The following is a 26597-nucleotide window of genomic DNA, read 5'->3' as shown; positions in this document are numbered from 1 at the left end:
GCGGCCTCGTTTTTCCTACTATAAAGGAGGCGCAATATGAATCTAAAATACGGAATCGCAGCGTATCAGCAAAACGGAGACCTTACGATCGTCACCCGCATTATGGAGGACGCGGACGAAACGGATTTCCTCGGCAATCCAACGCGCCGTTACAGATTCGTAGAGGGAAACGATATCTCCATAGATCTCGCGCATCCTCACCAATATATAGCGTACCGAATACGTGCGATCCGTGAGAAGGCGGTTAAACACGCTTGGTATGTTCGCGGGCCTATTCGCTGGGCATATGACGAGCTCAACCGGCAGCTTTCGATTTTACACATAGATATGGGCGTTAGTATACCGTTCGAACCGGTAGACTGGGAGAAACACATCTACAAATACGACATTAATCCGGAGCTACTGGAATGGCTACGTAAATCAGACGATGAGATCACGCGGTCATACCACGAACTCGGAACTGTTGCGAATTACCGCCTGTATCGCGGCGTGTTGTCGCTGATTGAGCCGACAGAGGTGGCCGCTCGCTGCGAAGAGGCGCGTATCAGATCCGAAGTGATGATCGATATGGAGGCGGCGCTAAAGCATGTGCTCCAATACGTAGACGTCGCGCGGTCCGACCAAGAAATCGTTAAATACGTCAATCAATCGCTGATGACACGCTACTATGATGCACAGGCCAAGAGGAATGGATTGCGTAGACTTCGGAAAGGTGGCGCCGACCGAATGGTACAACCCAATTTTATGACTCCACTCGGAACAGTTCTAGGTTCAGAGGTTGCGGAAGAGACAGTATGGCAACGGGTAGGCGGACGCCAGGCTGACTTCTTGCGTAAATTGGCCGAAGCTGCCGAAAAGGATATGGTAGCGGGTGAGATGGGAAAGTACGGACTGACGAAAGATAGTTGTTACGTGATGACCGGGGAGAGGGCAAAAGAGATTAGCGGACTTTCTTACGATGCTGCGAGAAGGAGACTAACGCGGATTAGAAAAAAGTTTACACCCAGGGTCCATTAATCGTCGCACATTGACGGTATATTTAGAACTTATACAGGGCAAGTAAACGGAATATCCCATTATTATTTTACATCATAATTCCACTCAAGTAAAGCTGATGCCGCGCTACCACAGGCGGTATACCCTTTGGGTAAATAAGTCCTTTAAAAACGTGAACTTTTGCCTTACTTTGCGGGCAATAAGGGGAAACTATTTTTCGTACTACCCTATATTTTGCACTGTTTTGCGGCTATACGTTATGAGGAAGTAAAATCCCGTCAGGGAAACGAACGATGCGGGTATACTCCGCACGCCCTTACGTTAATCCAACGTTAAGGAGACGATAACATGGCCGATATTAGACGATTGTGGATGCACATTGAGTTTTACGTTAAGAAACGGGTAGATTTTGTAACGCTGGACCGGTTGAGTCCGGAAAGCTACGAGAAGTTTCTCACAAGAGCAGCGATCGAGGTATCGCGCGAAACGTTTCCCGCTAAAGTTTTCGGTATTTCACGTGACGAACTGCGCGAGATGGTGCGTGAGGTTATCGTGGATATTAGAGCGGATAAGATTGTTCGCCCCGCGGTAGATAAAGTCTATTCGTATATCAATAGCGTCGGCGAAACGATCATAGTATACGCGAAGACCAAGAAGGAAGCCGGCGAGCTTATGGGGCTTGCATCGTACGTGAATCCGCTCTATTGGGGTAAGAAGAGCACGATTAAACGTATACTGCAGGTTTACGAGGGCGGCCGGGCCGAGCTAGACAACGGAGAATATCGCCAGATCCCGCACAGCGGACAATTCATAAATCTGTACGGTCACGGAGGTGCGGCATGAGCGAGGTAGTCAAGCCCCTTCCGAACGACAAACGCGAGCTACTCGACAGTTCCGCGGGCTACGAGACGTACAACCGTGAACTGGTGCGCAAGGTATTCCCGCGCATCATAAACGAGGCATACGACGTAGTTTTTGCGGAAAGCAGACGTAAGCCGGAGATTCGCGATATCGTTGCGTTTTACTTCCTCCTGCAGTCGTACATTGACGGTAACCATACGCGAGCTGACGGAACCTATAACGATAGGTTCGGTGCGTGTTTCTTATCGTATGAAGCGATAATGGGCGCGCTTAGGATCGAGAGGAATCGCGTTAAACTGCTTGCGGATATACTCGACACGAACGGGATTATCCGTAGTGCGAGTCATTACGAAGGCACGCGCCGCTTCAAGTGGTACTTTCCGTCATACTGTCCGCGTATCACGGACGATGGGCATATTGTGGACGAGGACGGCATCGTAATAATGCCGGATCACTCCGTATACAAGCCGCGTCGGACAACCGCTAAAGTTGCTTAGTATGCGCTAGACATACTACCGGTGATATGCGCTAGACATACGATCCATAGTATGCGCTAGGCAGACGGTAAAGATAGAAAGATGTAAAAGAGAAAGATGTAAGAGAGAAACAAAACATTACCGCTCAGTTGATTTTGCTATCGCAAACTAAACTTCGCGGGACGAATAGAACTATATACCTTTATGCGCGTTATCAATTCAATAAGATACAAAGTACTGACAAGCAGGTGCGATCATCGAAAGATGTGAGCGCGAGGGCAAAGCCTGAGCTTGTCTTTTTGTTTGTGCTTATACATGAAGATAACTCGAAGAAGAGGCTCATGTAGGCAATATCAAAAGAATAGCGCGGTATCTCTTACGCCTTGCCTGAGCGTAGGAGGCACGTACTATTCACGTAAAGGAGACGGTACGTATGGCACTTAAACGCCTAGAGACGCATCACCTTATCGCGTTGAGTTATCTCGCGCAACCTAAACGCGCAGGTCTTACGATGGAGCAGATCGCAACAGAAGCCGGAGTTAGCCGGCAGGCTCTGTATGACTGGATGAAAGATCCGTTGTTCGAGCGTGAGCTAAAGAAACAGATTACGCGCAATGTACTCGATCGGATACCCGCAGTGACTGACGCAATGGCGCAGGCTGCTATCGAAGACAGGAACGCAGCGGCCGCGAAATTACTACTCACCATGACGGAGATGCTTACGGAGAAGATTGACGTTACCAAGACGGATGCAACTACGCTTGACCGCGAAGAGCTGGACCGTAAGCTTGCGGAGTACCAAGCAAGACGCGGAGTGTAAAGCGAGTAGACGGCTGTGTTTGGCGCGTCATTATATGAAGGAACGCGATGGAGTGCGTATGTACTGCGGTTGACAAGACGTCAATTACATCTACTGCGACCTCCTGGCGCGTGACTCTTCGGAAATTTTCATTTCGCCTTCGCGATTCACCACGTCACTGTAGCGCAGGTTATTCACTCCTCGGTGAATGACGCTGCATAACCGCCGTATAAGTACCGGCAGACCATACGGGAAATAGGCGTATATCCTTCCAGTTGCTAACGGGCATAATCCGCATAACGGCGCGGGTTGTACGCGTTAATAACTGGAAATGTATATGCGATGTATAAGGCGCGTTTATGCAGCGTAAATAAACGCAGGCGGGGCGCGGGTTTGCGGAGCGGACTATTACACCGTATACGGGATTTTGTGCACATGTCCGTGCATATCCGTGATTAAACGGGAACATTACGATTATGCAATGCGGATGAATAAACGGAGTGATTGCGGAAGGGTCAGCGAGTGAGAGGGCGGCCCACCCCCTCAACCCCTCAGCGCCGCCGCAACTGGTGCCGGAAAAATCCGCGGAGAAAAATTAACTTTGGACTTTACGCAAGCAGGCTATCGGAAAGCTCACGTAGTTTTACCGTGGTTTTAGCGTGCATTTAGCGCTTTTAACCAAGGCCGAGTGTATTCGGTAGGACCACATAGTAATAGCGTTATTTCACGCTGAAATTAAACGATGAGGAGGCGGAGTCATGGCGTGGGTAAACGATCGGTGGGTCGATAGAGATGAGCGCGAACAGATTATCGATAGATTAGACGCGTTAATTCACGCGATGACTGCGGAAGGTGTTCCGGAGTTGCTTACGAGTGAAGAAGAAGCAGAACTGGCACAGTACCTCGACGAATCTAAGCGATTGTCACGTATTCATAGAGCGGAAGCCGACCTCTTATACTTCGCTCTCGAATATTTCTCGGAGGTACATAATCCAGGCAACGCGGGTAACTGGGACGGATTCGACGTCGAAAGTGTTGAAGATTCTCCATCGTTTCACCGTGAAATCTGCGAGACAATGGACGATGTATCTATGCGGGAGATAAATGCTAAGGTAGTGCGTGCTGCGCCTCGTTCTCACGCGAAATCATCGTACTTATCAAAGGCGTTCCCTCTACGCGAGATCGCTTATAGACATCGTAAATACATCATCAACATATCGGAAACGCCCGCGGTATCTACCGGTAACCTTGAGTGGATTGCTAATCAGCTCAAAAGTAACGCTAAACTACGGGCAGACTTTGGTCCGCTACTGAATCCGAAACAACAGATGAACCCGAAAGATAACTCCTCCGAGTTTGTTGCGTGGGAGCCTGGTCCAGACGGAGGCCAGCGTCAGTTAACGAAGATGGAGGCGGCTTCCAGTAACCAAGCATTGCGCGGACGTAACTGGGAGGGTGTCCGGCCGGATCTGATTATCTGCGATGACCTGGAAGACATACGTTCTAACGCGGCCACGCCGGAACTGCGGCAGAAAATGCGCGACTGGTTCTCGCAAACGGTGGTGCCGCTCGGAGATCCGAAAGGTAAGCGGACGGCTTTCGTATATATGGGAACGGTTGTGCACGCGGAGTCGCTGTTAAGAACGGTTATGAAGCGGTCTGACTTTAACTCGAAGCTATACAAAGCGCTGATTGAAGACCCGGAGCATACGGAACTATGGGAAAAATGTCGCGCAATATATCTGAATCCTGACGTGGAGGATCGTGTTAAATTAGCGCGGGCCTTTTACGAAGCAAACCGAGAGGAAATGGACAGAGGAGCGGTCGTACTTTGGCCGGAAGTTCAGCCGTTGTGGGCATTGATGACGTGGAAATGGGCTAACGGATCAAAAGCGTTTAATACGGAATATCAGAATACGCCGATTGATGAGGAATCAATGATATTTAACCCAGAGTTATTCCGTTATTACGATGAATCTGACCTTATTGATTCATTTGGACGCGAACTTCCGCTTGATTATTACGCTTTCTGGGATATCGCTCAAGGAAAAAGTTCTCGATCTGACTATAACGCGATCGTAACAGTCGGAATAGACAGGAACACTCGTGCAATGTACGTAATTGATGCATGGGCGAGAAAATGCGCGGCTCATATAGCGTTAGAGCAGGCGGTTGAGATTATCAAACGATACGGGCATAAGGCGTTTGCGGTCGAGACGGTCGGCGCACAGCACGATATGTATCGGCAATTGAGCGAAAGGTTACGCAAGGAGCGCATCGGAAGCGTACGCCTCAAGGCAGTTGTTTCTCGTACAAAGAAAGAAATACGCATTGAATCATTGGAACCGCTGATCGAGAGCGGTTTTTTGCGTTTTAACAAATCGCACAGGTTGTTGCACGAGCAGATGGAGCAGTTTCCCTCAGGAACTCATGATGATTTACCGGATTCACTTGCTGGCGCGGTTGAGGCTGCAGGAGGCGGGGCAAGAAGGGGAAGATCGTGGAGCAAAAAACCTAAAGGACTATAAGGGAGGCGTCGCATTGTTTGAGGTTGGTAAGATGTATCCACCAAAAGACCACAAGGAACGGGTAGACCGATACCGGGAAAACGCGGAGCTTGTCAGATGTAACGCTGATTTGATAAAGAGGCTGAGCGAAGAAATAGAAGTTGAGCCGAAACGCTATATTTACGCTAATTACGCGGGATTGATATGCAAGAAAGCTGCCGACTTGCTATTCGGAGACTCTCCGATCTATAGCGCGGGAGAAGAAGCTTCAATCGAGCAATCCGCACTGGACCGGATAGTCAAGGACAACACGCTTAATACGACAAACTATGAAATGGCTCACGGAAATGCTTACCGCGGGGACTCGTTTTATAAGATCAAATGGGCGCAAGAATACCGCGGAATCTTACCGGAGTCACAAGATCCTTACCGCGCCGTAATTGAATCACAGAATGCAGCCTACGTTTTTCCCGAAACAGTGCCCGGTAATGCTAAAAAAGTCGCGGCATACCACATAGCCGTTCCGATTGCCTTTCACGAAGAAGGACGAATTCGATGGGAGCTACATGTTGAAACGCATGTTCCGGGAGAGATTACGTTTTCCAAGTTCGAAATGACCGCTCTGACTACGCGAAATGATGAAGTTACTTCGTGGACTATTACTGAGGAGTTGGAAGGCGTTGAGGCTCCGCTGAAAACCGGGGTGCCCGCGCCTCTTATCGTACATGTACCGAATTTCTCTTTCGATGATTCCTGGTGCGGACTGGATGATATAAGCGAGCATAGAGCTTTGTTCCGTGAGATCAATAACCGATTGACTCAAATTGCATCGATCCTAGATAAGCACGCTGACCCAATATTAACGGTTCCGTCAGGTGTTTTGGAGGACGGCCCGGACGGTGTGCCTCAACAAAGAGCTGCATTCGCTAAAGTCTTTGAAGTCGTAGACTCTGGCTCAGTCGTTCCTCAATATGTTACCTGGGACGGTCAGCTTGAGTCGGCTTTTAAGGAACTCGACAAGCTCATAGACACACTACTGACCACATCAGAGCTTCCACCCATTGCGTTAGGAAAAGAGAATGCAGGCACTAGCGGCGCGACAGGACTTGCTGTCAAATATCGCATGAACCCTTTACTTTCTAAGATAGCGCGGAAACGTCAGTACTTCGATAAGGCGCTCACAGAGGCACTTTTTATCGCGCAACTCCTTGAACAAGCGCAATCGAATGGTAGCATCAACTACGCGCCAACAAAGCCGCACATTATTTTCTCTGACGGACTACCTACAGATGACCGCGAGCAGGCCGAAATAGCGCAAATACGTACCGGAGGCAAACCGACGATGTCCGTACGTGATGCTGTTAAACGCCTTGACGGGCTGACCGACGAACAGGCGGAGCAGGCGATGAGCCGCATTGACGACGATGAGAAACGCGTTAACGGAACGGTCGCCAGTACGATATTTAACGAGGTTGTAGCGTAATGGAGACGATTCCTGATCCGAACTATGACCGCGACATCAACCGTCTCGTCGACGCATATAAACGCGGAATCCTCGCAATTGCAACAGAGTTATCCCGCTTGGATGTATCCGATATATCACGCGCACATGCAAAGGCCGCTCTCGCTGAGACTGCGGCTATTTTGCGTGATCTAAACGCGGAGTCGGCCGCCTGGGTTGCGGAGTATGTGCCGAAAGCTGCAACGGACGGAGTAGCGCGGGCAATCGTTGAACTCGGAGCTGCAAGTACGCTAGCCGAAGCGGAGAAGATCGTTAAATTTAACCGGATCAACCGCGAACTTGTTGCGTCGGCAATCGCGGACACACAAGCGGATTTGCTTGCGGTTACACAGAACATCGACCGCCGAGTCCGTCAGGCCGTCCGCCAAGCTACTGCGGAATCCTTTCGCGCTAATATGGCATCTGGAATTAACGGCCGCCGCACGATTAACGCGGACACGCTCGCAGGCATCCGGAGAACGCTCGGACAGGCGACAGACACCGGCATAATTGACGCAGCTGGTCGGCGATGGAAACCGGAAGTATACGTCGATACCGTAACACGAACGAAGCTTAACTCCGCGCACCGAGACGCAACGATTAACGAAGCGATCGGACGTGGCGCTTTTTACGCGCAGATATCGAGTCATGGCGCAAAGGACGCGTGCCGCAACTGGGAAGGCCGCATTGTCAAGTTAACGCCGGATGCTCCCGGAGATTATCCGTATTTAGGCGATCTACCTCGACGAGAAATATTCCACCCACGCTGCCGTCACGTACTGTCTCCGGTCCGCAATGTCGTCTGAGGCGAGATGTCCGAACGTACACGACACTAAACTGCTACGGAATCCACGCGCTACGCGGCGCTAAAACGCGGGAGGATACAACCATGAAAACCGAACATATTCGCACTAAGTTTCCGATGAATCTGCAGCTCTTTGCGGAAGGAGATCCGGAACCGACACCGCAAGAACCTGAGAAGACATTTACGCAGTCTGAACTAGACGCTATTGTCCGCGAAAGGTTAGTGCGTGACCGTAAAGGCCGCGAGGATTACGAGGAAATTAAGGCTAAGTTAGCGGAGATGGAAGGTAAACAGCCGGAATACGCGGCGGAGAAAGAAGCCGCTGAGAAACGCGCGCAGGAAGCTGAGGAAGCTCGCAACAACGCGTTAAGAACGGCGAATGAACGCTTAGTTAAAGCCGAGTTCAAAGCTCTAGCAGCGACCGGCGAGCAAAAGATTCGGCCAGATGCGCTTGAAGATGCGTTTAAGCTAGCGGATATATCGGGAGTTACGATCGATGAGTCGGGCAATGTGGCGGGAATGTCTGCCGTAATTAGCGAGCTTATCACATCCAAACCGTATCTTACGGAACAAAACGTAGGCTCACGGCAAATCGGAGGCGAGACCAACGGAGGTAGCCGTAAGATTGATACTTCCGGGATGAATCCACGCGTGAAGATGGCTCTTGGTTACTCAAATACGGGCAATAAATAAGAACCTTAGCGGTTCTGTTTCTATTTAAACTAAAATAATAGGGGGATTTTTAACAATGGCATTGACACTTTTGGAATCTGCAAAACTTTCACAGGACACACTTCAACAAGGCGTTATCGAAACATTCGTTCAAAACGCTCCAGTCCTTCAATACCTGCCGTTTATGGAGATTCAAGGTAACGCTTATGCATACAATCGCGAAGCTTCCTTGCCTGGAGTAGCTTTCCGCGGAGTGAACGAAGGTTACGTGGAGTCCACAGGCGCGGTGAACCAACTGACTGAATCTCTGTCCATCATGGGCGGTGACGCTGACGTCGATAAATTTATCCAGCAAACACGCTCCAATGTTAATGACCAACGCGCAATTCAGACTGCATTGAAAACAAAAGCGGCGGCTTTCAAATTCCAGGATACCTTCTTCAATGGTGATATCGCTACTGACTCCAAATCCTTCGATGGATTGAAGAAACGTCTTACTGGTTCTCAGGTGATCACAGCATCTACAAACGGCCTAAATATCGAGGACGTTGGTAACTATGACTTGTTCCTTGAGGCACTTGAAACGTTGCTGTATCAGACGCGAGGACGTGCGGATGCATTGTACATGGACTCCAAAACTAAAATCCGTTTGAGTACAATCGCAAGGAAACTCGGATTCCACGAAAACAGCGTGGATGTATTTGGCAGACCGGTAACTGCTTTCAACGGCGTGCCAATCTTCGACGCAGGAGATAATGCTGCCGGCGATAAGGTAATCGGTCACAACGAAACTACCGGCACAGCTTCTAACACAACTTCTATCTACGCGGTAAAATTCGGAGCAGACGAGTTTACCTCCGGCCTGACAAACGGCGGCGTGATGGTAACTGACCTGGGCGAAGTGCAGGATAAGCCGGTTCTGCGTACGCGTATCGAGTTCTACACAGGTATGGCGCTGTTCGACGGCAAATCTGCAGCTCGACTGTCCGGCATCATCGTCTAATTAAGCGGGAGGTGCGCAGATGTTCGTAATCAAAACGCCGAATCCGAATTATGATGGAGTTACGTGCGGCGTAAAATTCGAAAATGGCACGGCCGTGGTTGAAAACAATAACCTGCGCAGGGTTCTCGTTAACGACTACGGCTATTTGTCGGAAGCAAAATCGGAGGAAAAGCCACCGCAAGAAGAGGCCGCGTCCAAAGCGCCTAAACCTCGGAAAGCAGCAGCCAAACCCTCCACTAAATAAACGGAGGTGTGAGGCATGGCTTTAACAATAACTGCAGCAGACGCGTACATCGGCCTTAACGTGATTGACACGGAGGGGTGGGAAGATTCAGACGCCGCCAAAAAACAACGAATGTTAAATGTGGCCGAGCGAACACTGAATCGTCTCTACTCAAAGTATACGATTCCGGACGCGGCTGTGTACGAGTTCGCTGCGGCCTTGTCTGTCATCTTTAGCGATACGATGGTGCAGGCACAGCGCGGCATTCAGTCGACATCAATAAGCGGAGCGGTTTCAGTCTCGTTTGGTGTTGGCGAAAGGAAATTAACGCAATTAATTCCGCAATCATGTCGCGATATTATCGGAGCCGAGAATGGCGTTAAGCTTTCTGCGCAACGCTTCGGGAGGTTGATTCCTTAATGCCAGCGATCCCTTTGCGTCAGACCGTCATCATATCGCCTTTCCTCGGCAATGATCCGGATTACAACGAGCCAATTTACGGAGACGATTACGAAGCGAAATGCCGCTTTTCCGAAGGCGTTAAACTCGTACGTAATAGTCGCGGAGAAGAAGTCGCCAGTGTCGGCGCGTTCCTGTTCGATAAGCTTCCGCGCATTGATATCTCCGACAGACTCACGTACACCGACGAAAACATGCGGACGATAACGTACACACCCATTTCGATAAGCGTAAAACGGTGGTTCGGCGGTAAGCCCGCATTAACGGAGGTGAACGTGTAATGTCAATTGAGTTCGATATGGGCGGATTCTTTAAAGCGCTGGACTTTTCGAAAGATACCGTACAGGCGGCGGCAATCCGCGGAATGCATGACGCAACCGACGCTCTGCTTGCGGAGTCGCGCGATGAGGCGCCACTAGATAAAGGTACGTTGAGGGAAACGTCAGGTAAACGCGTTACTGCGAATGCGACCGGCGTACGTGGCGAAGTTTATTTTTCCGCAGTTGAAAAAGGCAGCGGAGGTAACCGTGTTAACTACGCGCTGATCGTCCACGAAATGAGCGGATATCAGAATCCGACTACGCCCGGAACGAAGCCGAAGTATCTCGAAGACCCGTTAACGCAAAACGCGTCGCTCTATCAGCGTCTGATTGCGGACGCGATACGGAAGGGGTTGGCGAAATAATGGCGACTCTTGGGATTACGGACATTACAGCGTATTTGCGCGTAGCCGTTCCGTATACGTACGTTGCTAATGAGTTTGCGGCGGGGAATCCGGACGACTGCGCCTACGTGCGTATGAGCGGCGGATATGAACCGAGCGAATGGACGAGTAAGCGAAGGCCCGCGTTTCAAGTTCTGGTGCGCGCCAAGTCATCGGCTAAGGCTACGCAAATAGCTGACGCAATATACGAGGATCTGGCAAGTAAAGGCGAGTTTTACTTCGGGACTGTCCGCATAGTCAAATGTCGTGCGAATCAGTCCTCTCCGATATACCTCGGAAAAGATGCGAACGATCGTACGATGTATTCATTAAATTTCACACTGACAACGATTTAAGGCGGCTCTTAGTGGGCGGCCTTTTTGCGTTGTCCAAATATGAGGAGGAACCTATTAATGGCACAAAACTTTTCCAAGATTGAGCTCGGCCCAGCCATCGTTGAGTATGGCGACGGTGTCAGCAAAGTAACATTCGAGACCACAATCGGCGGTGTATCCTTTACAACTGAAACGACTTACCGAGATCAACTGACGGACCAAACGGGCGAGACTGTCGTAGGTAAACGGATCACCGGCCGTAACTGCAGCGTGACTATCCCATTCGCGGAATATGAGCTATCCGTTATTCCGAAAATCATGACCGGCGCCTCTGTCGTAACGGATGGTACAGATTCGAAGATCGAGATTAAAACGGGCGTCGGTATGAACTTGATTGATACCGCGAAGAAAGCCGTAATCAAACCGCTGGCGAAGATCAACGATCCTAACTTCTGGGTTACGCTGCCACTCGCTTACTCCGAGACGGACCTCAGCTACGCATATGACAACGAAAACGAACGGATCACTAACGTCACATTGCGGTCGACCCCGGACGAGGACGGCGTAGTTGCGGTACTGGGCGACGAAACAATCACGGCAACACCGTAATAGCGCGAAATAACGGGCGGTCCTTCGGGGCCGCTTTTACTTTAACGGAGGCGATAATATTGCGATTAATCGGCGCGAACAAATACAAGATCGGCGGCAAGACGGTAACGCCACGCAAGATCACGATTGCACAATGGCGCGACCTTTTCGATAGTATCCACGCAGTACCGCAACTCATCGTGAGTGTAATGACCGCTGCTCCCGGAGACAAGGCGGCTTATTTCGTTGCAGCTATCCGCGAATCCTTTGACGATATCGTGCGCGTGACGGCCGTCCTGACGGGCATTGACGAGGAGTACATCGAACAAAACGCGTCAATCGACGAACTAGTTGCGTTCTATGGCGCGGTAGCTAAAGCGAACAATTTCGGTGAACTGTTAAAAAACGGGCGGGGCGTCCTGAGTCTGGCGGGACTGAGCGGAGTAACGGCTCCGGACGCAGTGAACGCCGAGTAACGATAGACGAGTTTTTCATAGAATGCGCGGTTCGTCTCGGCAAGACACAGATCGAGTTCGAATCGGGCTATTTTGTCATGGACATTTTTACCGCGCTAGAAGCTAAGCGGAAAGTAGATGCAGAGGATTGGCTGACGTCATTGTCCGTTCAACACTCGACGGGCGACGACATGAAGAAGCTAGTCGGAAGTCTCCGGGAACGCGCGGGCATGAATATCGCAAGCAAAGCGGAATTTGACGAGTCCGGATTTGAGGCTATGCGGAGACAATTGCGCGGCCACTAAAGAGAGGTGATAACGATTAGTACAGTAGATGTCGGAGGAATACGCGCGGTAATCACAGCGGATATCAACGGCTATAATCAAGCGATCGATAAAGCGAAGACGAAAGCGAAGGAACTCGGGGACGCCGGAAAATCGGCGTCCTCTTCTTTTTCTGCGCTTAACACGCGGCTATCAGAAGTAGGCGCATCGGCCGCGCAGATTGAGAAGATTAACGCAAGTTTGCGTAAGGCTAATCCGGAATTACTACGGAAACAACTCGAAGCCGTCCGCGCAGAGATGAAGCGACTCGGAGCTAGTAGCGCGGAGATCGATAAGGTTACGGCCGGACTCGAAAAGAGCGGAAAGGCAGCCGGAGGCGCGTCACTAGAGATTACGAGATTAGGCGGCGCGTATATCGGTCTATCCGTAGCAATGGCAGCGGTCATTACTAAAGCGGTACAAACAGCCGCGACGTTCGAGCAGTCCATGGCGAAGGTAAAGGCGCTGTCCCAGGCTACCGGAGAAGAGTTCGAACAGCTCCGTGCGCAGGCGATCGAGCTCGGTTCGACAACGGTTTACTCTGCTTCGCAAGCGGCTGAGGGAATGTCATTTTTGGCTCAAGCGGGATTTAAGACGAGCCAGATCATGGGCGCGATGCCTGGCGTACTTGACCTCGCTGCAGCGGGCCAGATGGAGATTGCGCGGACGGCCGATATCGCTTCGAATATCCTTACGGGATTCGGTATGAAGGCGGAGGAGACCGGCCGAGCTGCGGACGTTATCGCGAAGGCTATGTCGTCAGCTAATACGGATATCGAGCAGATGGGGATGGCGATGAAATATTTGGCTCCGGTTGCCGCGTCCGCAGGCGTATCGATTGAAGAATCTGCCGCAGCCGTTGCGTTGCTCTCTAACTCTGGTATCCAAGGCGAAATGGCTGGTACACAACTTCGCGCAATTATGCTCCGTCTGATCGCTCCTACGAAGGAAGCCGCGGGCATGATGAAGACGCTCGGCATTAGCGTAACCGACTCGCTCGGTAACGTTCGCCCATTCGGAGAGATTATCGGTCAGCTCGAAAAATCATTCGGCAGATTGACGCAAGCACAACAGGCGGAAGTATCGGCAACGCTCGCCGGTCAGGAAGCTACCGCGGGATTCCTCACGCTAATCAATAACGGCCAAGCGGCGTTCGAGTCGTTCACGCAGTCGCTCATTGATTCCGGAGGCACCGCGAAAGAGATTGCGGAAGTCCAAATGGATACGCTGAACGGATCAATTAACGAGCTCACTTCCGCGCTCGAAGCCGTAGGTATCTCCGTCGGTGATAAGTTCGCGCCGGCTATTCGTCAGGGTGCCGATGCACTCACCGGAATGCTTCTCGGATTTAACAATCTGAACCCGGCCACACAGAACGCGATTGTGACGTTCACAACCGTAACACCGCTGATTATGGGCGCGGTCGTAGCTATCCGGTTGTTGACTACCGCGTTGCGAGCTCTGACAGCGGCTAACCCGATTCTGCTCGCGATCTCTGTAACACTCGGACTCGTTGCGGCAGGAGTATCCGCGCTTGTATCAAGCAATAACGAGGCGGCTGAGGCGGTTAAGAAGCACGACGAGGCGCAGAAGAAGCTTAACGAAACGCTGAATCAATCGCCGATGGATCGTTCGGTAGCGGAATTGCAGGAGTTGCAGAAGCAGACCGCGGACCTGAATACGGAACTTGAGAAGCGCGCCGAGCTGCAGAAGCGACTCAACGAGATCGAAGCGCTCCAAAGTGACGGACTCGGAACCCCGGCGTTATTGACCGAAATGCTTGAGATCAACGATCAACTCGAAGAGATGGACGATAATCTACGCGGTATGGGTTATGACGGAGTTGAGGACGCGACAGCCAAACTCGAAGAGATGAACCAAGCGATCGATAATTCCACGCCTGCCCTTCTGAAAATGAAAGAGGCCGAGATGCAAGACCTCATCGCGAAGAAGGAGAAGATCGCAGCGACGGAACAACTGGTCGCCAGATACCGCGAGTTGGAAGGCGTTCAGAATATGGACGCGTCGCAGAAACAGCAGCTTACGGACCTGACGAACCAACTCCGCAAAGAGTATCCGGATCTCATCCGCGAAATTGATTCCGAGGGAACGGCGCGTCTTACGAACATTGGCATCGTTGACGACCATATCTCCGCTGAAAGGAACTTCGTTGATGAGTCTGCGCGCATGATGGCTATTTACATGGACAATCTCGCGGCAACTGCCAGAGCGCAGAAGGCGTCGATTGAGGCGCAGATCAGCAACTATCAGGCGTTGTTACGTACCTTAAGCGCGGTTGCCGGAGCCACTAACGGTATGAAGCAGAAGGTAACCGGCATTGGCGGCGTCAGCGTGAACCCTACGATCGAGGGCCACATTCAGAATAACGCGAGTGATTACGCCACTCAGGTACAGCAGAAACTCGGAGGGCTGTCCGGAGACCTGTACGACCAAACGCAGCATATCCGCGAGGTTGAACAGTATAAGCAAGGACTGACGGACGGGTCGGCGCTTATCCGCACCAATACGTCTACTGCAGGCGGCGTTAACTTGAGCGGAGATAGTAAGAAGAAGTCCGGAGGGAAGAAAGCCTCTACCGCAAAGGCCAAGAAAGAGAAATCCGCGGCCGAAGTTGCTCAGGAATTGCGAGACAAAGCGTATAACGCTGAGCTCGCCACGATCCGTTACCAAGCCGACATGTACGATTGGTCCGCCGAACAACAGATCAAAGCCTATGAAAAGCTCAAAAAGGCCCATGCGCAGCACCTCAAAGAAACAGTAGAGGACGCGCGTACGTTAAATCTGCAGCTCAAGCGGCTACAGGAAGACAGCGTCAAGGCCCGTTATGACTTCTCATCGACTTGGATCGATAAGGACCAACGCCGTATGGAGGATGCCGGTAAATCCGAAGTTGAAATGGCTAACTCAAAGCTTGCCGCCTGGACTCGCGTAAGGGATCGCTATAAGAAGGATTCCGAGGAGTATAAGAAGGCCGACGAACAGGTATATCAAGCGCGGAAAGACTTGGCGCGAGCTAACGAAAAGGCTATAGCGGACGCGTTCGGAAACTCCGAGAAGTGGATTACGAAGGAAGAACGCCGCATGGAGGCCGCAGGTAAATCGGAACTTGAGATTACGCAAATGAAGATTGCCGCATGGACACGCGTCCGAGACCGCCACGCTAAGGATTCGGAGTATTACGAACGCGCTGAGGAGCAGCTTTACAGTCTCCGTAAGAAGCTCGCGCAAGATACCGAGAAGCTAGCGGATGAGCTCGTTAAGGTTCAGAAGGCCGGGGTCGACAGCGCGAAGAAAGCCGAATTGGATGCGATCGAAGAACGGAAGAAGGCGTACGTTAGCGCCCAGGATGAGAAGATCGCAGCAATCGACGCGCTCATAGCGAAGGAAGCCGAGTACAATTCCGATGCCGATTACGAGACACAGCTTGCGGAGAAGAATGCACGGATCGACTTGCTTGGGTCGGCGGTAAGTCCGGAAGGTATCCAGGAGCGCGAAGACCTGATTAAAGAACGTGACCGGATGATCCTTGAACATGAGCGTGACCTGCGTAAACGTGAGCTCGAATCTCAGAAGACAGCGCTGCAGGACGAGAAAGATGAGCGTACAGCCGCGTTTGACGATGAGAAGACGCAAGTCGAGGCCAAATACGACGCGCTTAAATCCGCATTCGAATCGTATTCCGACGATATCAAGGTCATCGAATCCGCTATCTCCGAGTTCCGGAAGAATGCTAACGCCGCAGCTAATGCGGATATCTTGGCGCAGCTTGACCGCTTCGTATCGGATTACAACGCCACACTCGCAACGTTAGCGGCTCCGGTAGGTGGAGAGAACGCAGACCTTGCGGAGTATAACGCGAATAAGGATGCCTGGACGGCCGCCAAATCACGCGGAGACACTGCCGAAATGGCGAGACTCAGCGCACGTAACGATGAGCTGCGTAAACTTTACGGCATTGAGAAGGATACCGGGAAGTTACAGGCGTTCGCTACAGGCGGAATCGTCCAAGGCGCTGCAGGATCGGCGGTACCGGTAATTGCTCACGCGGGAGAAATGATTCTGAATGACGCGCAGATCGGTAACTTGTTCCGTATGATTGCGGACGGTCCATCGGATAGCGTTGCAGCACCTACGCAAGTTGTCAATCACATCGACATGTCCGTTAATGACGTGACACTTACGGATAAGGCGGATACTGAGACGTTGTACGACGAGAGAGCGCGCGCGGTTCAACGATTACAGACGCAAGGGGTGAAGACGCGCTAATGACGGAATGGGGCATAAAGATAAACGAGATTGACCTCGAAACGATCGGCTTCGCTTTAACCGAGCGGAGCCTGCCCGTTCTTCCTGAAACGGAGGACAATACGGTTAAACTCGCGGGGTCTGACGGAGTTATTGATTTCGGATCAACGTTCGGTCCGCGCGTAATTAACGTTACGCTATATTGCTTCGCGCAGGATTATCACGCAGCGCTTGCGCAATTGGCGGCGATGATGAGCGTACACGGTCCGCAGATATACGTTGAGTTTCACGATTTGCCCGCGAAAAGATATCCGGTGGTGTATAGCGGAACACTCTCGGTACAGGCAACTGGAAGTCGCACGATTAACCTTCCGCTTAAAATGAATGATCCGTGGCCGCAGTCCTTACGTGATACCGCGGTCAATGAGTACGGGCAGGGACTTTCGTATGGGCAAGGCTACGTATATTCAGATTACGCGCAGTTTTTTAATGCCGCGGGTACAATGCCGGTCCGGAACGAAGGGACCTTACCGCAATCGCCCGTGATTAAAGTGAGCGGAGCGTTTACGAATCTTACGTTGTCTAACGGAAGCCAAACGATAGTAATCAACGCAACGAGTACTGCGTCCGATTTATGGGAAATCAATTGCGAAAAATATACGGTTAAAAAGAACGGAGTCAACGCCTACGGTTCTAGTAACGGCGTCTTTTTTGCGTTGAATCCAGGAACAACGACGATTACGGTTGGAGGCGCGGGTCTTGCGGTATCACTTGCGTTCGTCTTCCGTTACAAATATCTCTACTAACGAAGGGAGCGCGGACAATGGCATTTAATCCGCAGACGATTAACAAAGAGCTGGATATGGCGAACCTCGCGAAGCATAACGTAAACTATTCCGCTATTAAAACGGAACTAGACGCACACGACACGCACATCGCCGCACAGACCGCGCACGGATCTACGCCAGCAGCAACAGCAGGGAAGATTATGCAGCGGGATAGCACAGGACGTGCGAAGGTAGCTGCGCCAAGTGCTTCGGATGATATCGCGCGTAAGGCAGAAGTTGATGCGGTTCAGGCGGGACTTGTTGAACACGAAGCGGACAATGTCGCGCATTTAACTAGCGCAGAGCATACGAAGCTGGCCGGAATTGAGGAAGGTGCAGAAGTTAACCAGAACGCATTCGCACAGGTGAACAACGTCGTGGCTGGCGCGGAATCCGATACGTTGACTATTGCGGGCGGTATAGGAATTACTGTGTCCGCGAATCCTGCAACGAAGACGCTAACTGTTACAGCTACGGGAACAGCTACGCCCGGTGAGCACGGTGCTGGTCATACGGAGCACGGAGCAGATCCTATTCCCACTGCAACAGAAACAGATGGCGGTATCATGAGTGCTGCCGACAAAAAGACCCACAATAACATGGCAGATCCGCCACGCGCAAAATATACGACTGCGACAGTAAAGCCCTTGCCATATTTAACTTGGACAACTCCGAACTGGGATACAAAGAATTTTGATACAAACGACTTTGTGTCTCAGGGGAATAACGGCGAGATCATCATTAATGAAGCTGGGACGTATTTGATTTATGCGAATATTGTATTTAGCGCCAATGCTGTGGGTTTTAGAAATATCATGTTTGAAAAAAACGGGAATTATCTTGCATATCAAACCAATAACGCTAAAAATGATTCTGGGCAAATACCGGCAATCAGAAGTTCTTTATCTGCCTTAGAGCAGTGCGAGGTAGGTGATGTTATTAAAATCTCTTGCTACCAAGATGCTGGACCGGAAGTAACGCTGAATATTAACGCATTCAGCACGTTTTCTATTGTGAAGGTAGCGGGATTTTCTTAACTAAAGTTTATCCGCATGATCGGCTTTATGTGCCTACTCAGATTAACAAACTAAATGATAAGTATTTTATTGTTGACTGCTACCACCATCGAATCATATACAGTAGTAATATCAATCTGGAAATTGGTAAATGGAATGAGGTCAACTATGAATTTTCCGGTCCTCATAGTATTGCTACAGATGGTAATATTTACGTAGTAGATAACGCCGGGCGTCATGAAGTTTTAGTATTCGATTCAAGTTTTAGGAGAATACAAACCATCCCTAATGTTGGATATCGTCCGCACAAGACGTTATACACAAATAGTCGGTTTTATGTTATTTCTTCCCAAACCCAAACCATCTATTGTTATCAGAAAGTGAATGGGTTGCTTGTAGAGGAATACCACAAAACACTAACGTTTCTTGGTAATTCATACTGCAGATCTATCAAAGTTATTGATGGTTACATGTACTTCCTGTCAGGATCGAATAAAATATTTGTTACAAACTACAGGACCGGTAACTTTGAGATTGTAGACCAATTTGTTATCCCTAATGAGTTTACGGGACTAATTGACGTTGAAAAATACAACGGAGATTACTACCTCACATCTATGGGGGACGAGCGATACTCCATTGCCCCTAATATTCTACGATGCACGAGCCTGACCGAATTGGCCCTGGGCAACTATATAAACTTGTACGATAAGTTTTCAATGTTAGGGGCTCCTTATTTCATGGAGATATTGGATGGTCTACTTTTCCTAACAGAAGTGGGAGAAGTCAGTAACTCGATTTTGTCGGTAGACTCCAACGACGACGTAATCATCTATCATACGTACCCAATCTTGCTTCCTGATTCGGTAGTACGCAGAGAAACATATCCACGTTAGAAATGATCGGAGGTGAATCGCAATCTTACGCATATACGATAAATCACGCAATCCCATCGGAGTCCTCCCGTCCGCGTACGATGTCCAACGCCAGCGCCGTATCAACTCGGACTACACACTGACGTTTAATATACCGATGACGTCCGATGAATATCGCGAACTTATAACGTTAAAAGGCCACGTTCAAGACGAGCGCGGCCAACTCTACGTTATCAACTCGCGCAGACGTAATCGCGAAGGTAAAACGCTAACCGCGCAAGTGTCGTGTTCGCACATTATGTTTAAACTCGCGGACTACAAAATGCCGTACTCTTCGTATATTTCGGAGGCGTACGGCGTTCATATTTCGCGGCTTACCGATACGATTAGCGCGGCGACTGGTGGGCGCTTTACGTTCTCGATCGACGATACGTTCGATTTGTACGACGTTAAGGACTGGGGCCGTACGAACGCGCTCGAAGCGTTGAACGCGGTAATCTCGATGTATGTTGTAGAAGTTGATCCGGATAATTTCGTCATCCACTTGCGGAAGAAGATCGGCGGCGACTTTGGCCATCAATACCGCATCAATAAAAACATCGTATCCTCTTCGTATGGTGACGATGGCAGCGCGCTAGTCACCCGTATGTACGCGCAAATGAAAGATGGCCGCACGTGGATCGGACAGCCTGCGACTATACTAAACGCAGATGAGCGCGCGAGATTGGCGGCAATTCCAGGCGCCATCGTTAACGGCGTGCTCCAATCGAATTATCTCGTGTCTCAATACGCAGGCGCCTGGGCTACGTCTGACATCGCGTTTTATGACGGGGAGATCATCGAGCAGAATATTACGGATGTTGCGGAACTCGTACGGAAGACGCGTAAGGCTCTCGCGGATAACGAGGTGCCTGCGCTTGAGCTTTCCGTAAGTGCAGCGGACATTCACAAAATCGACGGCACGGAGTCCCGCGCGGCTCTCGGCGACGTCGTTTACTGTTACGACCCGGAGATGGGCCTCGCGAATATTACGTCACGCGTTACGGAGCTGACCGAGTATCCGTTCGATCGCGATAAGCACACGCAGGCAACGGTGGCTAACGTAATGACGCGTGATTTCAGCGATATTATTGCTGATCTTGACCGGGCCAAGCGGATTGTTAACGATATTATGAGCGCGGGGACGATTCGTACGGAAGTGTTTGAGAGCTTCGCGAAGGTCGCCATTGCGGATATTAACAACTCGAAAACGGAGCTCGTATACCCGCCAGAAGGCGGAATCCTTGCGCGAGACAAGTCGAACCCTTTGCGCCAGGTTCGGTTAACGTCCGCTGGCCTAGGCGTATCTACTGACGGGTGGAATACGATACGAGCCGCGATTACGGCTGACGGAATTATGGGCGAGAGGATTATCGGACAGATCGGTAACTTCTCGTCTCTTAGCGTTGGTAGCGGAAATAACATAATCTTGCTGAACCAAACGGCGGGAATGTCGGCGGGCCACGCTAATTTTAACTCCGCGCCATTCCGTCTAGACTTCCAAGGTAACGTCACGATGAATCGTCTGACCGCAACCTCCGCGAATATCTTCGAGTCGAACCTTAACGCGTCTACGTGGAAGGACGGAGTGTTCTCCGGAAACATCACGGCCCAGGGCGAAATCACTGGTGGTACGCTGACAGGCGCGTTAATCCGTACAGCTACAGGTGGTCGGCGGATTGAGTTGGATTCGCAAGGACTCCGAAGCTATGACGCGTCCGGTACGGCTCGTATCCGAATTAGTACGAGTTCAGATAACGGAATGGCTGCGTTATCTTTCTTCGGATCGGGCGGCGCACTGGCTGGCGAGATTAATTCGTACCAGAATAGTGGGCAACTTACGATATTTAGTAACGACGTGTTCATCGGATCGAATAATACGGGGAATCCGATACGGTTGCAGGGTGCGCCAATTATCGCGGGGCCTGCGGAGTTTAGGAGTAGCGCCCAATTCAACGGAGCAGTGACAGGGTTGCAAATTTCTATATCTGAGGTTGTCGGACTACAGAATACTTTAAACTCGATGTGGACCGCTATTAACGGAAAGGCTTCGCTAGGTCACACACATACCGTATCCGTACCAAATCACAACCACGGCAACACGCAAAACCAAACATCTGGTGGCGGAACCTTCACAACCTCGTCCGCGTAATGGTAGTATAGGAAATATGAACCAACTACTAGATTCGCGGAGGGTTAAGCATGAAAAAAGTAGCATACATTGCCGGCGGTATTTTGATCGGATTCGTTCTTTCGACATCTGCCGGCGCATTTGCGGACAGCGTTAAGTCACTCGTCGGTAAGAAGGTATCCGGAGAGTACACCGTCATTGTAAACGGGCAGAAGCTCGCGGATAAAGGCGCGATTATTGATGGAAAGGCTAACGTACCTGTTCGCGGAATATCTGAGGCGATAGGAGCGGATATCAGAGTGGAAGGAAAAACTATTACAGTTACAACGTCGGACAATGCTGTATCGCAGTCCGAAAATACTGAGATTTCTTCTGAGAACAAATTCGCTGGCCAGTCTAAAGCGAGTATAGAGTCATCCCTTGAAATCTTACGGGAGAGAATTCTAGCACCTACACTAAAGGGGCGCGAAGAGATAGTCTCTGAGATAGATCGGTTAACCAGCGCGGGAGCAGAAGCTAGTGTTATCCAGTCACGCAAGGATCAGCTCGCGTTGTATGACGCAGATATAGCGCAAGCCAACGCAGACATCGCGCAAGCCGAAGCCGCACTCGCCGCGCTTAAATAAACGAATAAACTACGCAGGGTCTCGCCAACATCGGCGGGGCCTTATTTGCGTTAAAGGAGAATCGCGATGAAATCACGCACGTTACTCGAATGTACGATAGACCTGGCGCAACCTGTTCCGGAATTGTCCGCACCTCGCATATCATCCGGACAGTCAGGCGGAAATACTCCGCGCAATAGATCACGAAATCGGCTCCGCGCTTGCGGCGATTGAGGCGGAAGAGGAGGCGGATTAGTCGATGGAGCAAGCGGTATTTAATAGCGCGTTGAAGGAGGGCCTATTTGCGGTCCTTTTCGTCGTTGTCGGATTCCTACTTTGGCGTCAGATGGCGCGTATACAGGACGACGGTAAGGCGCGTGAGGAGCGTATGTTAGCGGCGGCCAAAGAGCGCGAGGATCAGATGTATTCGGACGCGCTACGTAGAGAGGAGCGTCTGATGCGTCTGGCCGAGGATTTAACGGGGCGTTTCGAAACGTTGGCGTCTCAGTACGAAACGCTTGCGATTGATGTAACGGAAATCAAATCCGTAATGAAAGGGGAGCGATAATATGAATTACCGCAAGGACTATATCCCGAAAGGTACAGCGAATAATAGACGGCCGTCTCTCGTTATGAATGCGACGACGATTACGATACACAATACGGGAAACCCGTCAAGTACGGCAGCTAACGAACGCGCATGGCTGACGAATCCGACCAATACGCGTACGGCATCGTTCCACATCGTAGTTGATGAGCGCGAGGCAGTCGAGTGTATTCCGCTGAACGAAAACGCCTGGCATTCCGGAGATGGCAGCGGAGCAAGTTCTGGCAACCGTACGTCAATCGGCATCGAAATCTGCGAGAGCGGCAGCTACGCGAAGACGCTAGATAACGCGGCTACTCTCGTTGCGTCGATGTTGAAAGAGCGCGGCTGGGGCGTAGATAGATTGCGCCGCCACTACGATTGGTCCGGTAAAATCTGTCCGCGCCTAATGTACGATGGTGGTGCGTGGACCGGATGGGGCCTATTTAAAGCGGCGGTGCAAGCGAAATTAAACGAAAAGGTGGCGGATGCTGACGTGAAAAAGGACGTAATTGTTAGCGTAGTAGTCAACGGTAAGAAAGTGACGGAGGGCGTGCTTGACGGAGGGACTACGTATACACCGGCGCGGGCAGTCGCCGAGGCGTTAGGCGCAAAGGTAACGTGGGACGCGAAGACTAAAACGGTGACTATTACGAAGGAGGGCGTATAGTATGTACGAAATCGGCGTAGTGGTTGCGGTGATTATTGCGGTTGGTGAGTTCGCGAAATTGTATGTGCCGGCGAAATGGATTCCGCTACTATCGATGGTGCTCGGACTAGGCGCGGGGCTCTTTTACATTCCGGTGGATTCCTTGGCTGACGGGATTATGACGGGTATCATGACGGGACTGGCCGCGTGTAAGTTGTATGATATCGGGGCGAAGGCGATTAAGAAAGCGGAATAATACGTAACAAATAGGCGTAAAGTCGACGAATGAAATGAGGCGCAGTTCTCGCGGATTAAGTTCCGTTGAGGGCTGCGCCTTTTCTGCGTTTATTCGAGGCTGTTTTGAGTACGTAGCTGTTCTTTTGCCAATTCAAGTTCCTTTAAGAGTGAGCTAGTTCTTTCATGAAGTGTGGGGAGATATCTATCAAATAAATCGGCGTACTTAGTAGAGAGATAAATGAAGGATTTATTATTAATAAACACTGTAGCTCGAATGTTTGAATTAATTCGTTTAGTCACACAAGCATGGTGAAGCACATAATTAAAAATTGATATCTCTTCTAATAAATTTATTAACATTGCTGGGTAAGCAGTAGTAACATTTCCGAATTCCTTTAAAGGAAGCTCTCCTCTAATCGTAGGAGTAAAGTAAGTTGCAAATGCAGCATTAAAAGAAGAGTGTAATGATTCCGACAAGAATTTTTGCTGTGTTTTTCTTTTTTCATTGTAAAAATTGAATTGATCTTCTGTTCCACTTGCATCCGTAAACATTTTATGTATCTTAGATTTGATTCGGTCATACTTAGCATTCTTATACCAAAACTCATTATTATCATACATCTCACTTATATTCCCATAAGCTTGTCGAAAATCAGTGTCAACTAAACATACATAAAAAGTATCAAAAGCCTCAGTCAATGGCCTGAACAAACACTTAAAAGCGTCAGGCAGACCAGCTCGAAGTATTTTCCTCAAGGCAATCAAAAGATTCGTTATCTTAGCTGATAATATCAGGTAGGGGAGTTGATCTTGATCGGTTGGAGTAGTTGCATCGAGTATTGAGCGCACCTCAATAGTTAGATTTAACCCTACATCAAAGAGCTCTAAGTAATCATCGAATGAAAATTCGTTCATTGTAGTAAGTATTTCCTTTTCAGAACTTTCAAGTATCGCATCAAAGTCCCTTCTTATTTGTATTCCAGTAGAGTATTCGAAATTTCTATCTCCAGTAATTGACTCATTTAAAAGATTAGGGTTCATTAAGTAACCTCCTATAAATAAAATCTCCTCTCTATTATATTAGAAAGGAGAAGTTTGTATATATTGGGAGGTAATTATCTGAATATTCGTTTACCGCGTTTTTTCTCGTTACCTTTATCGATCAAGCTCGAAATTGGACTTGCCTTATCATGCTGTTCGCGTATATCTGTCCCTGTAAACTTCGCGTATACCTGCGTCATATTAAGCGACGTATGACCTAGAATTCGCGCCAGTGTCAATGCATCTCCGCCTTCGCGTAAGAACTTCACTGCAAAGTAATGCCGAAAAGTATGCGGCGATACTCGCGGTCCAGTTACGCCAACACGCTTCGCATAAAGTTTAAGCATTTTCGCGAAAGTATCTCCGAAATAACGTTCCCCGAATTGTGTGAGCCAAAGCGGATCATCCTCGCTGACGTCCATGTACGATATTAGATTCTCAAGCTCACGGGCGGTCAGCGGGGAAATAGGGACCACGCGAGTCATATTCGTTTTTGACGTTTCAGCGCGGACTATAATTTGCCGCGTCTTAAAGTTAACGTCTGATACGCGCAGACTCGTCAGTTCTTTAATACGTAGACCAGTGTCACAGAGGAGAAGCATCATACAATAATCGCGGCGGCCTGTGTATACTCGTCGATTGGGAGCGCTGAGTAGCTTGACCACTTCGTCGTCTGTAAATATATCGAAGGTGTCTTTCGCCTCTGCTTGGTACTTAACCGCCTCCATCGGATTGTATGAAATTACTCTTTCTTCTATTAAGTAATTAAAGAAGATGCGCATATTCCGTATGACGTTGTTTATCGTCCGAGGGGAGAGTCCTTTTGCACCGTTTGGGCTCGTCGGATGATCGTCCCACCGTACCTTCCCGAACGAAAGATATTCGATGTACTCACGTAGGATCTCCGTATTAATTTCGTCATACTCGCGCTCAATATACCACTTCTCGAATTGATTCAGAACTTGCGCGTAGGCGCTAATCGTTTTTACTGCGCGGCGCTCTCTGCGCTTAGAATCGAGAAACTGCGCAATGCGATCTCCCAACGCAAGTTTAAGCGGCTTACCCTCTTTTGATACAAACGTAAACTTCGGTGTTTTCTGCGCCATTTATCAGCGCCTCCTTTAGCGATAAATTTACGCTAAATGTTCCGATAAAGCTGCGAAATCTTTATCGCTATAGCGACAGACTATTTCGCGTATGTTCACGCTAAACTTTGCGTCACGTTGACCGTTTAAACTAGCGGATTTCTGTATCCAGCGATTGCCGAAAAATTCAAAACAACGCCGTCTCGCGTCGAACGTGCGATCCGTCATGCCATTGAAGTGGCATGGACGCGTGGTAACATCGACAGCATTAGCCACCTGTTTGGCTACACGATCAACATCAGCAAGTCGAAACCAACGAATTCAGAATTCATCGCGATGGTGGCTGACAAGCTGAGAATTGAGCATAAGGTGTCCTGAAAGGATCAGGAATAATAATTATGAAACATATAATTTTTGAACTTATTTACACATAAGCGAACACTACGTTTTTATTGAGTCTTCCAGGACCCATAGAAAACGTGGTGTTTTTTTTCGCAAATAATGCACAATTCCAATAAATAAATTGAAGTAATG

At 49.8% G+C, this 26597-nt stretch carries 28 protein-coding genes and 1 pseudogene; 27 read left to right on the top strand and 2 right to left on the bottom strand.

The features are described 5' to 3' along the window. The first annotated feature begins 36 nt into the window (after positions 1-36). The 26 genes from MHB49_RS23015 to MHB49_RS22890 all read left to right on the top strand — a co-directional run bounded on the left by MHB49_RS23015 (position 37) and on the right by MHB49_RS22890 (position 23956). Positions 37-1017, top strand: a complete 981-nt coding sequence (locus MHB49_RS23015) for a hypothetical protein (RefSeq protein WP_405153141.1) — start codon at positions 37-39, stop codon at positions 1015-1017. A gap of 327 nt (positions 1018-1344) precedes the next feature. Then, positions 1345-1839, top strand: coding sequence for a hypothetical protein (locus tag MHB49_RS23010; protein WP_405153140.1), 495 nt, complete (start codon positions 1345-1347; stop codon positions 1837-1839). Further along, on the top strand, positions 1836-2354 hold the full coding sequence (locus tag MHB49_RS23005) for a hypothetical protein (RefSeq protein ID WP_405153139.1): 519 nt from the start codon (positions 1836-1838) through the stop codon (positions 2352-2354). Before MHB49_RS23010 ends, MHB49_RS23005 begins: the two co-directional genes overlap by 4 nt. A gap of 412 nt (positions 2355-2766) precedes the next feature. Next, complete coding sequence (locus tag MHB49_RS23000; protein ID WP_405153138.1) at positions 2767-3153, top strand: phBC6A51 family helix-turn-helix protein; 387 nt, start codon at positions 2767-2769, stop codon at positions 3151-3153. Positions 3154-3890: 737 nt separating this feature from the next. Beyond that, positions 3891-5660 (top strand): phage terminase large subunit, encoded by a 1770-nt coding sequence (gene terL, locus MHB49_RS22995; RefSeq protein ID WP_405153137.1) that lies wholly within the window; start codon positions 3891-3893, stop codon positions 5658-5660. A gap of 13 nt (positions 5661-5673) precedes the next feature. Next, positions 5674-7122: a phage portal protein gene (locus MHB49_RS22990; RefSeq protein ID WP_405153136.1), complete on the top strand. Its 1449-nt coding sequence runs from the start codon at positions 5674-5676 to the stop codon at positions 7120-7122. Then, positions 7122-7946 carry a phage minor capsid protein gene (locus MHB49_RS22985; protein ID WP_405153135.1) on the top strand — a complete coding sequence of 275 codons (825 nt, stop codon included), beginning with the start codon at positions 7122-7124 and terminating at the stop codon, positions 7944-7946. The genes MHB49_RS22990 and MHB49_RS22985 overlap by 1 nt, the downstream gene beginning before the upstream one ends. Positions 7947-8029: 83 nt before the next feature. Further along, on the top strand, positions 8030-8638 hold the full coding sequence (locus tag MHB49_RS22980; protein WP_405153134.1) for a scaffolding protein: 609 nt from the start codon (positions 8030-8032) through the stop codon (positions 8636-8638). Between the two features lie 55 nt (positions 8639-8693). Then, positions 8694-9620 carry a major capsid protein gene (locus MHB49_RS22975; RefSeq protein WP_405153133.1) on the top strand — a complete coding sequence of 309 codons (927 nt, stop codon included), beginning with the start codon at positions 8694-8696 and terminating at the stop codon, positions 9618-9620. Between the two features lie 19 nt (positions 9621-9639). Next, positions 9640-9864 carry a hypothetical protein gene (locus MHB49_RS22970; protein WP_405153132.1) on the top strand — a complete coding sequence of 75 codons (225 nt, stop codon included), beginning with the start codon at positions 9640-9642 and terminating at the stop codon, positions 9862-9864. A 15-nt stretch (positions 9865-9879) separates the two neighbouring features. Next, on the top strand, positions 9880-10263 hold the full coding sequence (locus MHB49_RS22965) for a hypothetical protein (RefSeq protein WP_405153131.1): 384 nt from the start codon (positions 9880-9882) through the stop codon (positions 10261-10263). Further along, positions 10263-10583 carry a hypothetical protein gene (locus MHB49_RS22960; protein ID WP_405153130.1) on the top strand — a complete coding sequence of 107 codons (321 nt, stop codon included), beginning with the start codon at positions 10263-10265 and terminating at the stop codon, positions 10581-10583. Before MHB49_RS22965 ends, MHB49_RS22960 begins: the two co-directional genes overlap by 1 nt. Next, entirely contained in the window at positions 10583-10987 is a 405-nt protein-coding gene (locus tag MHB49_RS22955; protein WP_405153129.1) for an HK97 gp10 family phage protein, read from the top strand. The genes MHB49_RS22960 and MHB49_RS22955 overlap by 1 nt, the downstream gene beginning before the upstream one ends. After that, positions 10987-11361 carry a minor capsid protein gene (locus MHB49_RS22950; RefSeq protein WP_405153128.1) on the top strand — a complete coding sequence of 125 codons (375 nt, stop codon included), beginning with the start codon at positions 10987-10989 and terminating at the stop codon, positions 11359-11361. The genes MHB49_RS22955 and MHB49_RS22950 overlap by 1 nt, the downstream gene beginning before the upstream one ends. A gap of 57 nt (positions 11362-11418) precedes the next feature. Then, positions 11419-11949 carry a hypothetical protein gene (locus MHB49_RS22945; RefSeq protein ID WP_405153127.1) on the top strand — a complete coding sequence of 177 codons (531 nt, stop codon included), beginning with the start codon at positions 11419-11421 and terminating at the stop codon, positions 11947-11949. A gap of 59 nt (positions 11950-12008) precedes the next feature. Further along, on the top strand, positions 12009-12404 hold the full coding sequence (locus tag MHB49_RS22940; protein WP_405153126.1) for a hypothetical protein: 396 nt from the start codon (positions 12009-12011) through the stop codon (positions 12402-12404). Positions 12405-12694: 290 nt separating this feature from the next. Then, positions 12695-16993: a phage tail tape measure protein gene (locus MHB49_RS22935; protein WP_405153125.1), complete on the top strand. Its 4299-nt coding sequence runs from the start codon at positions 12695-12697 to the stop codon at positions 16991-16993. Then, the gene (locus tag MHB49_RS22930) at positions 16993-17778 is read left to right on the top strand and encodes a phage tail domain-containing protein (RefSeq protein WP_405153124.1); all 786 of its coding nucleotides are present in this window, start codon (positions 16993-16995) and stop codon (positions 17776-17778) included. Before MHB49_RS22935 ends, MHB49_RS22930 begins: the two co-directional genes overlap by 1 nt. Positions 17779-17795: 17 nt before the next feature. Further along, positions 17796-18836, top strand: a complete 1041-nt coding sequence (locus tag MHB49_RS22925) for a hypothetical protein (protein ID WP_405153123.1) — start codon at positions 17796-17798, stop codon at positions 18834-18836. 719 nt (positions 18837-19555) lie between these two features. Beyond that, positions 19556-19711 carry a hypothetical protein gene (locus tag MHB49_RS22920; protein WP_405153122.1) on the top strand — a complete coding sequence of 52 codons (156 nt, stop codon included), beginning with the start codon at positions 19556-19558 and terminating at the stop codon, positions 19709-19711. A 16-nt stretch (positions 19712-19727) separates the two neighbouring features. Further along, on the top strand, positions 19728-21881 hold the full coding sequence (locus tag MHB49_RS22915; RefSeq protein ID WP_405157221.1) for a phage tail protein: 2154 nt from the start codon (positions 19728-19730) through the stop codon (positions 21879-21881). Positions 21882-21931: 50 nt separating this feature from the next. Further along, positions 21932-22486 (top strand): stalk domain-containing protein, encoded by a 555-nt coding sequence (locus tag MHB49_RS22910; RefSeq protein ID WP_405153121.1) that lies wholly within the window; start codon positions 21932-21934, stop codon positions 22484-22486. 66 nt (positions 22487-22552) lie between these two features. Next, positions 22553-22699: a hypothetical protein gene (locus MHB49_RS22905; protein ID WP_405153120.1), complete on the top strand. Its 147-nt coding sequence runs from the start codon at positions 22553-22555 to the stop codon at positions 22697-22699. 25 nt (positions 22700-22724) lie between these two features. Continuing rightward, on the top strand, positions 22725-23033 hold the full coding sequence (locus MHB49_RS22900; protein ID WP_405153119.1) for a BhlA/UviB family holin-like peptide: 309 nt from the start codon (positions 22725-22727) through the stop codon (positions 23031-23033). A 1-nt stretch (position 23034) separates the two neighbouring features. Beyond that, positions 23035-23721: an N-acetylmuramoyl-L-alanine amidase gene (locus MHB49_RS22895; RefSeq protein WP_405153118.1), complete on the top strand. Its 687-nt coding sequence runs from the start codon at positions 23035-23037 to the stop codon at positions 23719-23721. Position 23722: 1 nt separating this feature from the next. Further along, a complete protein-coding gene (locus tag MHB49_RS22890; RefSeq protein WP_405153117.1) occupies positions 23723-23956 on the top strand; it encodes a hypothetical protein in 234 nt (77 codons plus the stop codon). A gap of 89 nt (positions 23957-24045) precedes the next feature. Here MHB49_RS22890 and MHB49_RS22885 read toward each other — a convergent pair whose 3' ends face one another. Both MHB49_RS22885 and MHB49_RS22880 read right to left on the bottom strand, forming a co-directional pair. After that, positions 24046-24978 carry a hypothetical protein gene (locus MHB49_RS22885; protein WP_405153116.1) on the bottom strand — a complete coding sequence of 311 codons (933 nt, stop codon included), beginning with the start codon at positions 24976-24978 and terminating at the stop codon, positions 24046-24048. A 74-nt stretch (positions 24979-25052) separates the two neighbouring features. After that, a complete protein-coding gene (locus MHB49_RS22880) occupies positions 25053-26084 on the bottom strand; it encodes a tyrosine-type recombinase/integrase (protein WP_405153115.1) in 1032 nt (343 codons plus the stop codon). Positions 26085-26225: 141 nt separating this feature from the next. Between MHB49_RS22880 and MHB49_RS22875 the strand changes: the two are divergent. Further along, positions 26226-26441 (top strand): annotated as a pseudogene (locus MHB49_RS22875) (sporulation initiation factor Spo0A C-terminal domain-containing protein); the annotation flags it as partial. Between the last annotated feature and the right edge of the window lie 156 nt (positions 26442-26597).

It is taken from the genome of Paenibacillus sp. FSL K6-0108 (assembly GCF_045040695.1).
Lineage (GTDB): Bacteria > Bacillota > Bacilli > Paenibacillales > Paenibacillaceae > Paenibacillus > Paenibacillus pabuli_B.
This window is presented reverse-complemented; position numbering and strand designations above follow the sequence as displayed.

Excerpts from the sequence above, each read along its gene's own strand:
- MHB49_RS23015 (WP_405153141.1), top strand. The coding sequence starts at position 37 with ATGAATCTAAAATACGGAATCGCAGCGTATCAGCAAAACGGAGACCTT.
- MHB49_RS23010 (WP_405153140.1), top strand. The coding sequence starts at position 1,345 with ATGGCCGATATTAGACGATTGTGGATGCACATTGAGTTTTACGTTAAG.
- MHB49_RS23005 (WP_405153139.1), top strand. The coding sequence starts at position 1,836 with ATGAGCGAGGTAGTCAAGCCCCTTCCGAACGACAAACGCGAGCTACTC.
- MHB49_RS23000 (WP_405153138.1), top strand. The coding sequence starts at position 2,767 with ATGGCACTTAAACGCCTAGAGACGCATCACCTTATCGCGTTGAGTTAT.
- terL (WP_405153137.1), top strand. The coding sequence starts at position 3,891 with ATGGCGTGGGTAAACGATCGGTGGGTCGATAGAGATGAGCGCGAACAG.
- MHB49_RS22985 (WP_405153135.1), top strand. The coding sequence starts at position 7,122 with ATGGAGACGATTCCTGATCCGAACTATGACCGCGACATCAACCGTCTC.
- MHB49_RS22980 (WP_405153134.1), top strand. The coding sequence starts at position 8,030 with ATGAAAACCGAACATATTCGCACTAAGTTTCCGATGAATCTGCAGCTC.
- MHB49_RS22975 (WP_405153133.1), top strand. The coding sequence starts at position 8,694 with ATGGCATTGACACTTTTGGAATCTGCAAAACTTTCACAGGACACACTT.
- MHB49_RS22970 (WP_405153132.1), top strand. The coding sequence starts at position 9,640 with ATGTTCGTAATCAAAACGCCGAATCCGAATTATGATGGAGTTACGTGC.
- MHB49_RS22965 (WP_405153131.1), top strand. The coding sequence starts at position 9,880 with ATGGCTTTAACAATAACTGCAGCAGACGCGTACATCGGCCTTAACGTG.
- MHB49_RS22960 (WP_405153130.1), top strand. The coding sequence starts at position 10,263 with ATGCCAGCGATCCCTTTGCGTCAGACCGTCATCATATCGCCTTTCCTC.
- MHB49_RS22955 (WP_405153129.1), top strand. The coding sequence starts at position 10,583 with ATGTCAATTGAGTTCGATATGGGCGGATTCTTTAAAGCGCTGGACTTT.
- MHB49_RS22950 (WP_405153128.1), top strand. The coding sequence starts at position 10,987 with ATGGCGACTCTTGGGATTACGGACATTACAGCGTATTTGCGCGTAGCC.
- MHB49_RS22945 (WP_405153127.1), top strand. The coding sequence starts at position 11,419 with ATGGCACAAAACTTTTCCAAGATTGAGCTCGGCCCAGCCATCGTTGAG.
- MHB49_RS22930 (WP_405153124.1), top strand. The coding sequence starts at position 16,993 with ATGACGGAATGGGGCATAAAGATAAACGAGATTGACCTCGAAACGATC.
- MHB49_RS22925 (WP_405153123.1), top strand. The coding sequence starts at position 17,796 with ATGGCATTTAATCCGCAGACGATTAACAAAGAGCTGGATATGGCGAAC.
- MHB49_RS22920 (WP_405153122.1), top strand. The coding sequence starts at position 19,556 with ATGGAGATATTGGATGGTCTACTTTTCCTAACAGAAGTGGGAGAAGTC.
- MHB49_RS22910 (WP_405153121.1), top strand. The coding sequence starts at position 21,932 with ATGAAAAAAGTAGCATACATTGCCGGCGGTATTTTGATCGGATTCGTT.
- MHB49_RS22905 (WP_405153120.1), top strand. The coding sequence starts at position 22,553 with ATGAAATCACGCACGTTACTCGAATGTACGATAGACCTGGCGCAACCT.
- MHB49_RS22900 (WP_405153119.1), top strand. The coding sequence starts at position 22,725 with ATGGAGCAAGCGGTATTTAATAGCGCGTTGAAGGAGGGCCTATTTGCG.
- MHB49_RS22895 (WP_405153118.1), top strand. The coding sequence starts at position 23,035 with ATGAATTACCGCAAGGACTATATCCCGAAAGGTACAGCGAATAATAGA.
- MHB49_RS22890 (WP_405153117.1), top strand. The coding sequence starts at position 23,723 with ATGTACGAAATCGGCGTAGTGGTTGCGGTGATTATTGCGGTTGGTGAG.
- MHB49_RS22885 (WP_405153116.1), bottom strand. The coding sequence starts at position 24,978 with ATGAACCCTAATCTTTTAAATGAGTCAATTACTGGAGATAGAAATTTC.
- MHB49_RS22880 (WP_405153115.1), bottom strand. The coding sequence starts at position 26,084 with ATGGCGCAGAAAACACCGAAGTTTACGTTTGTATCAAAAGAGGGTAAG.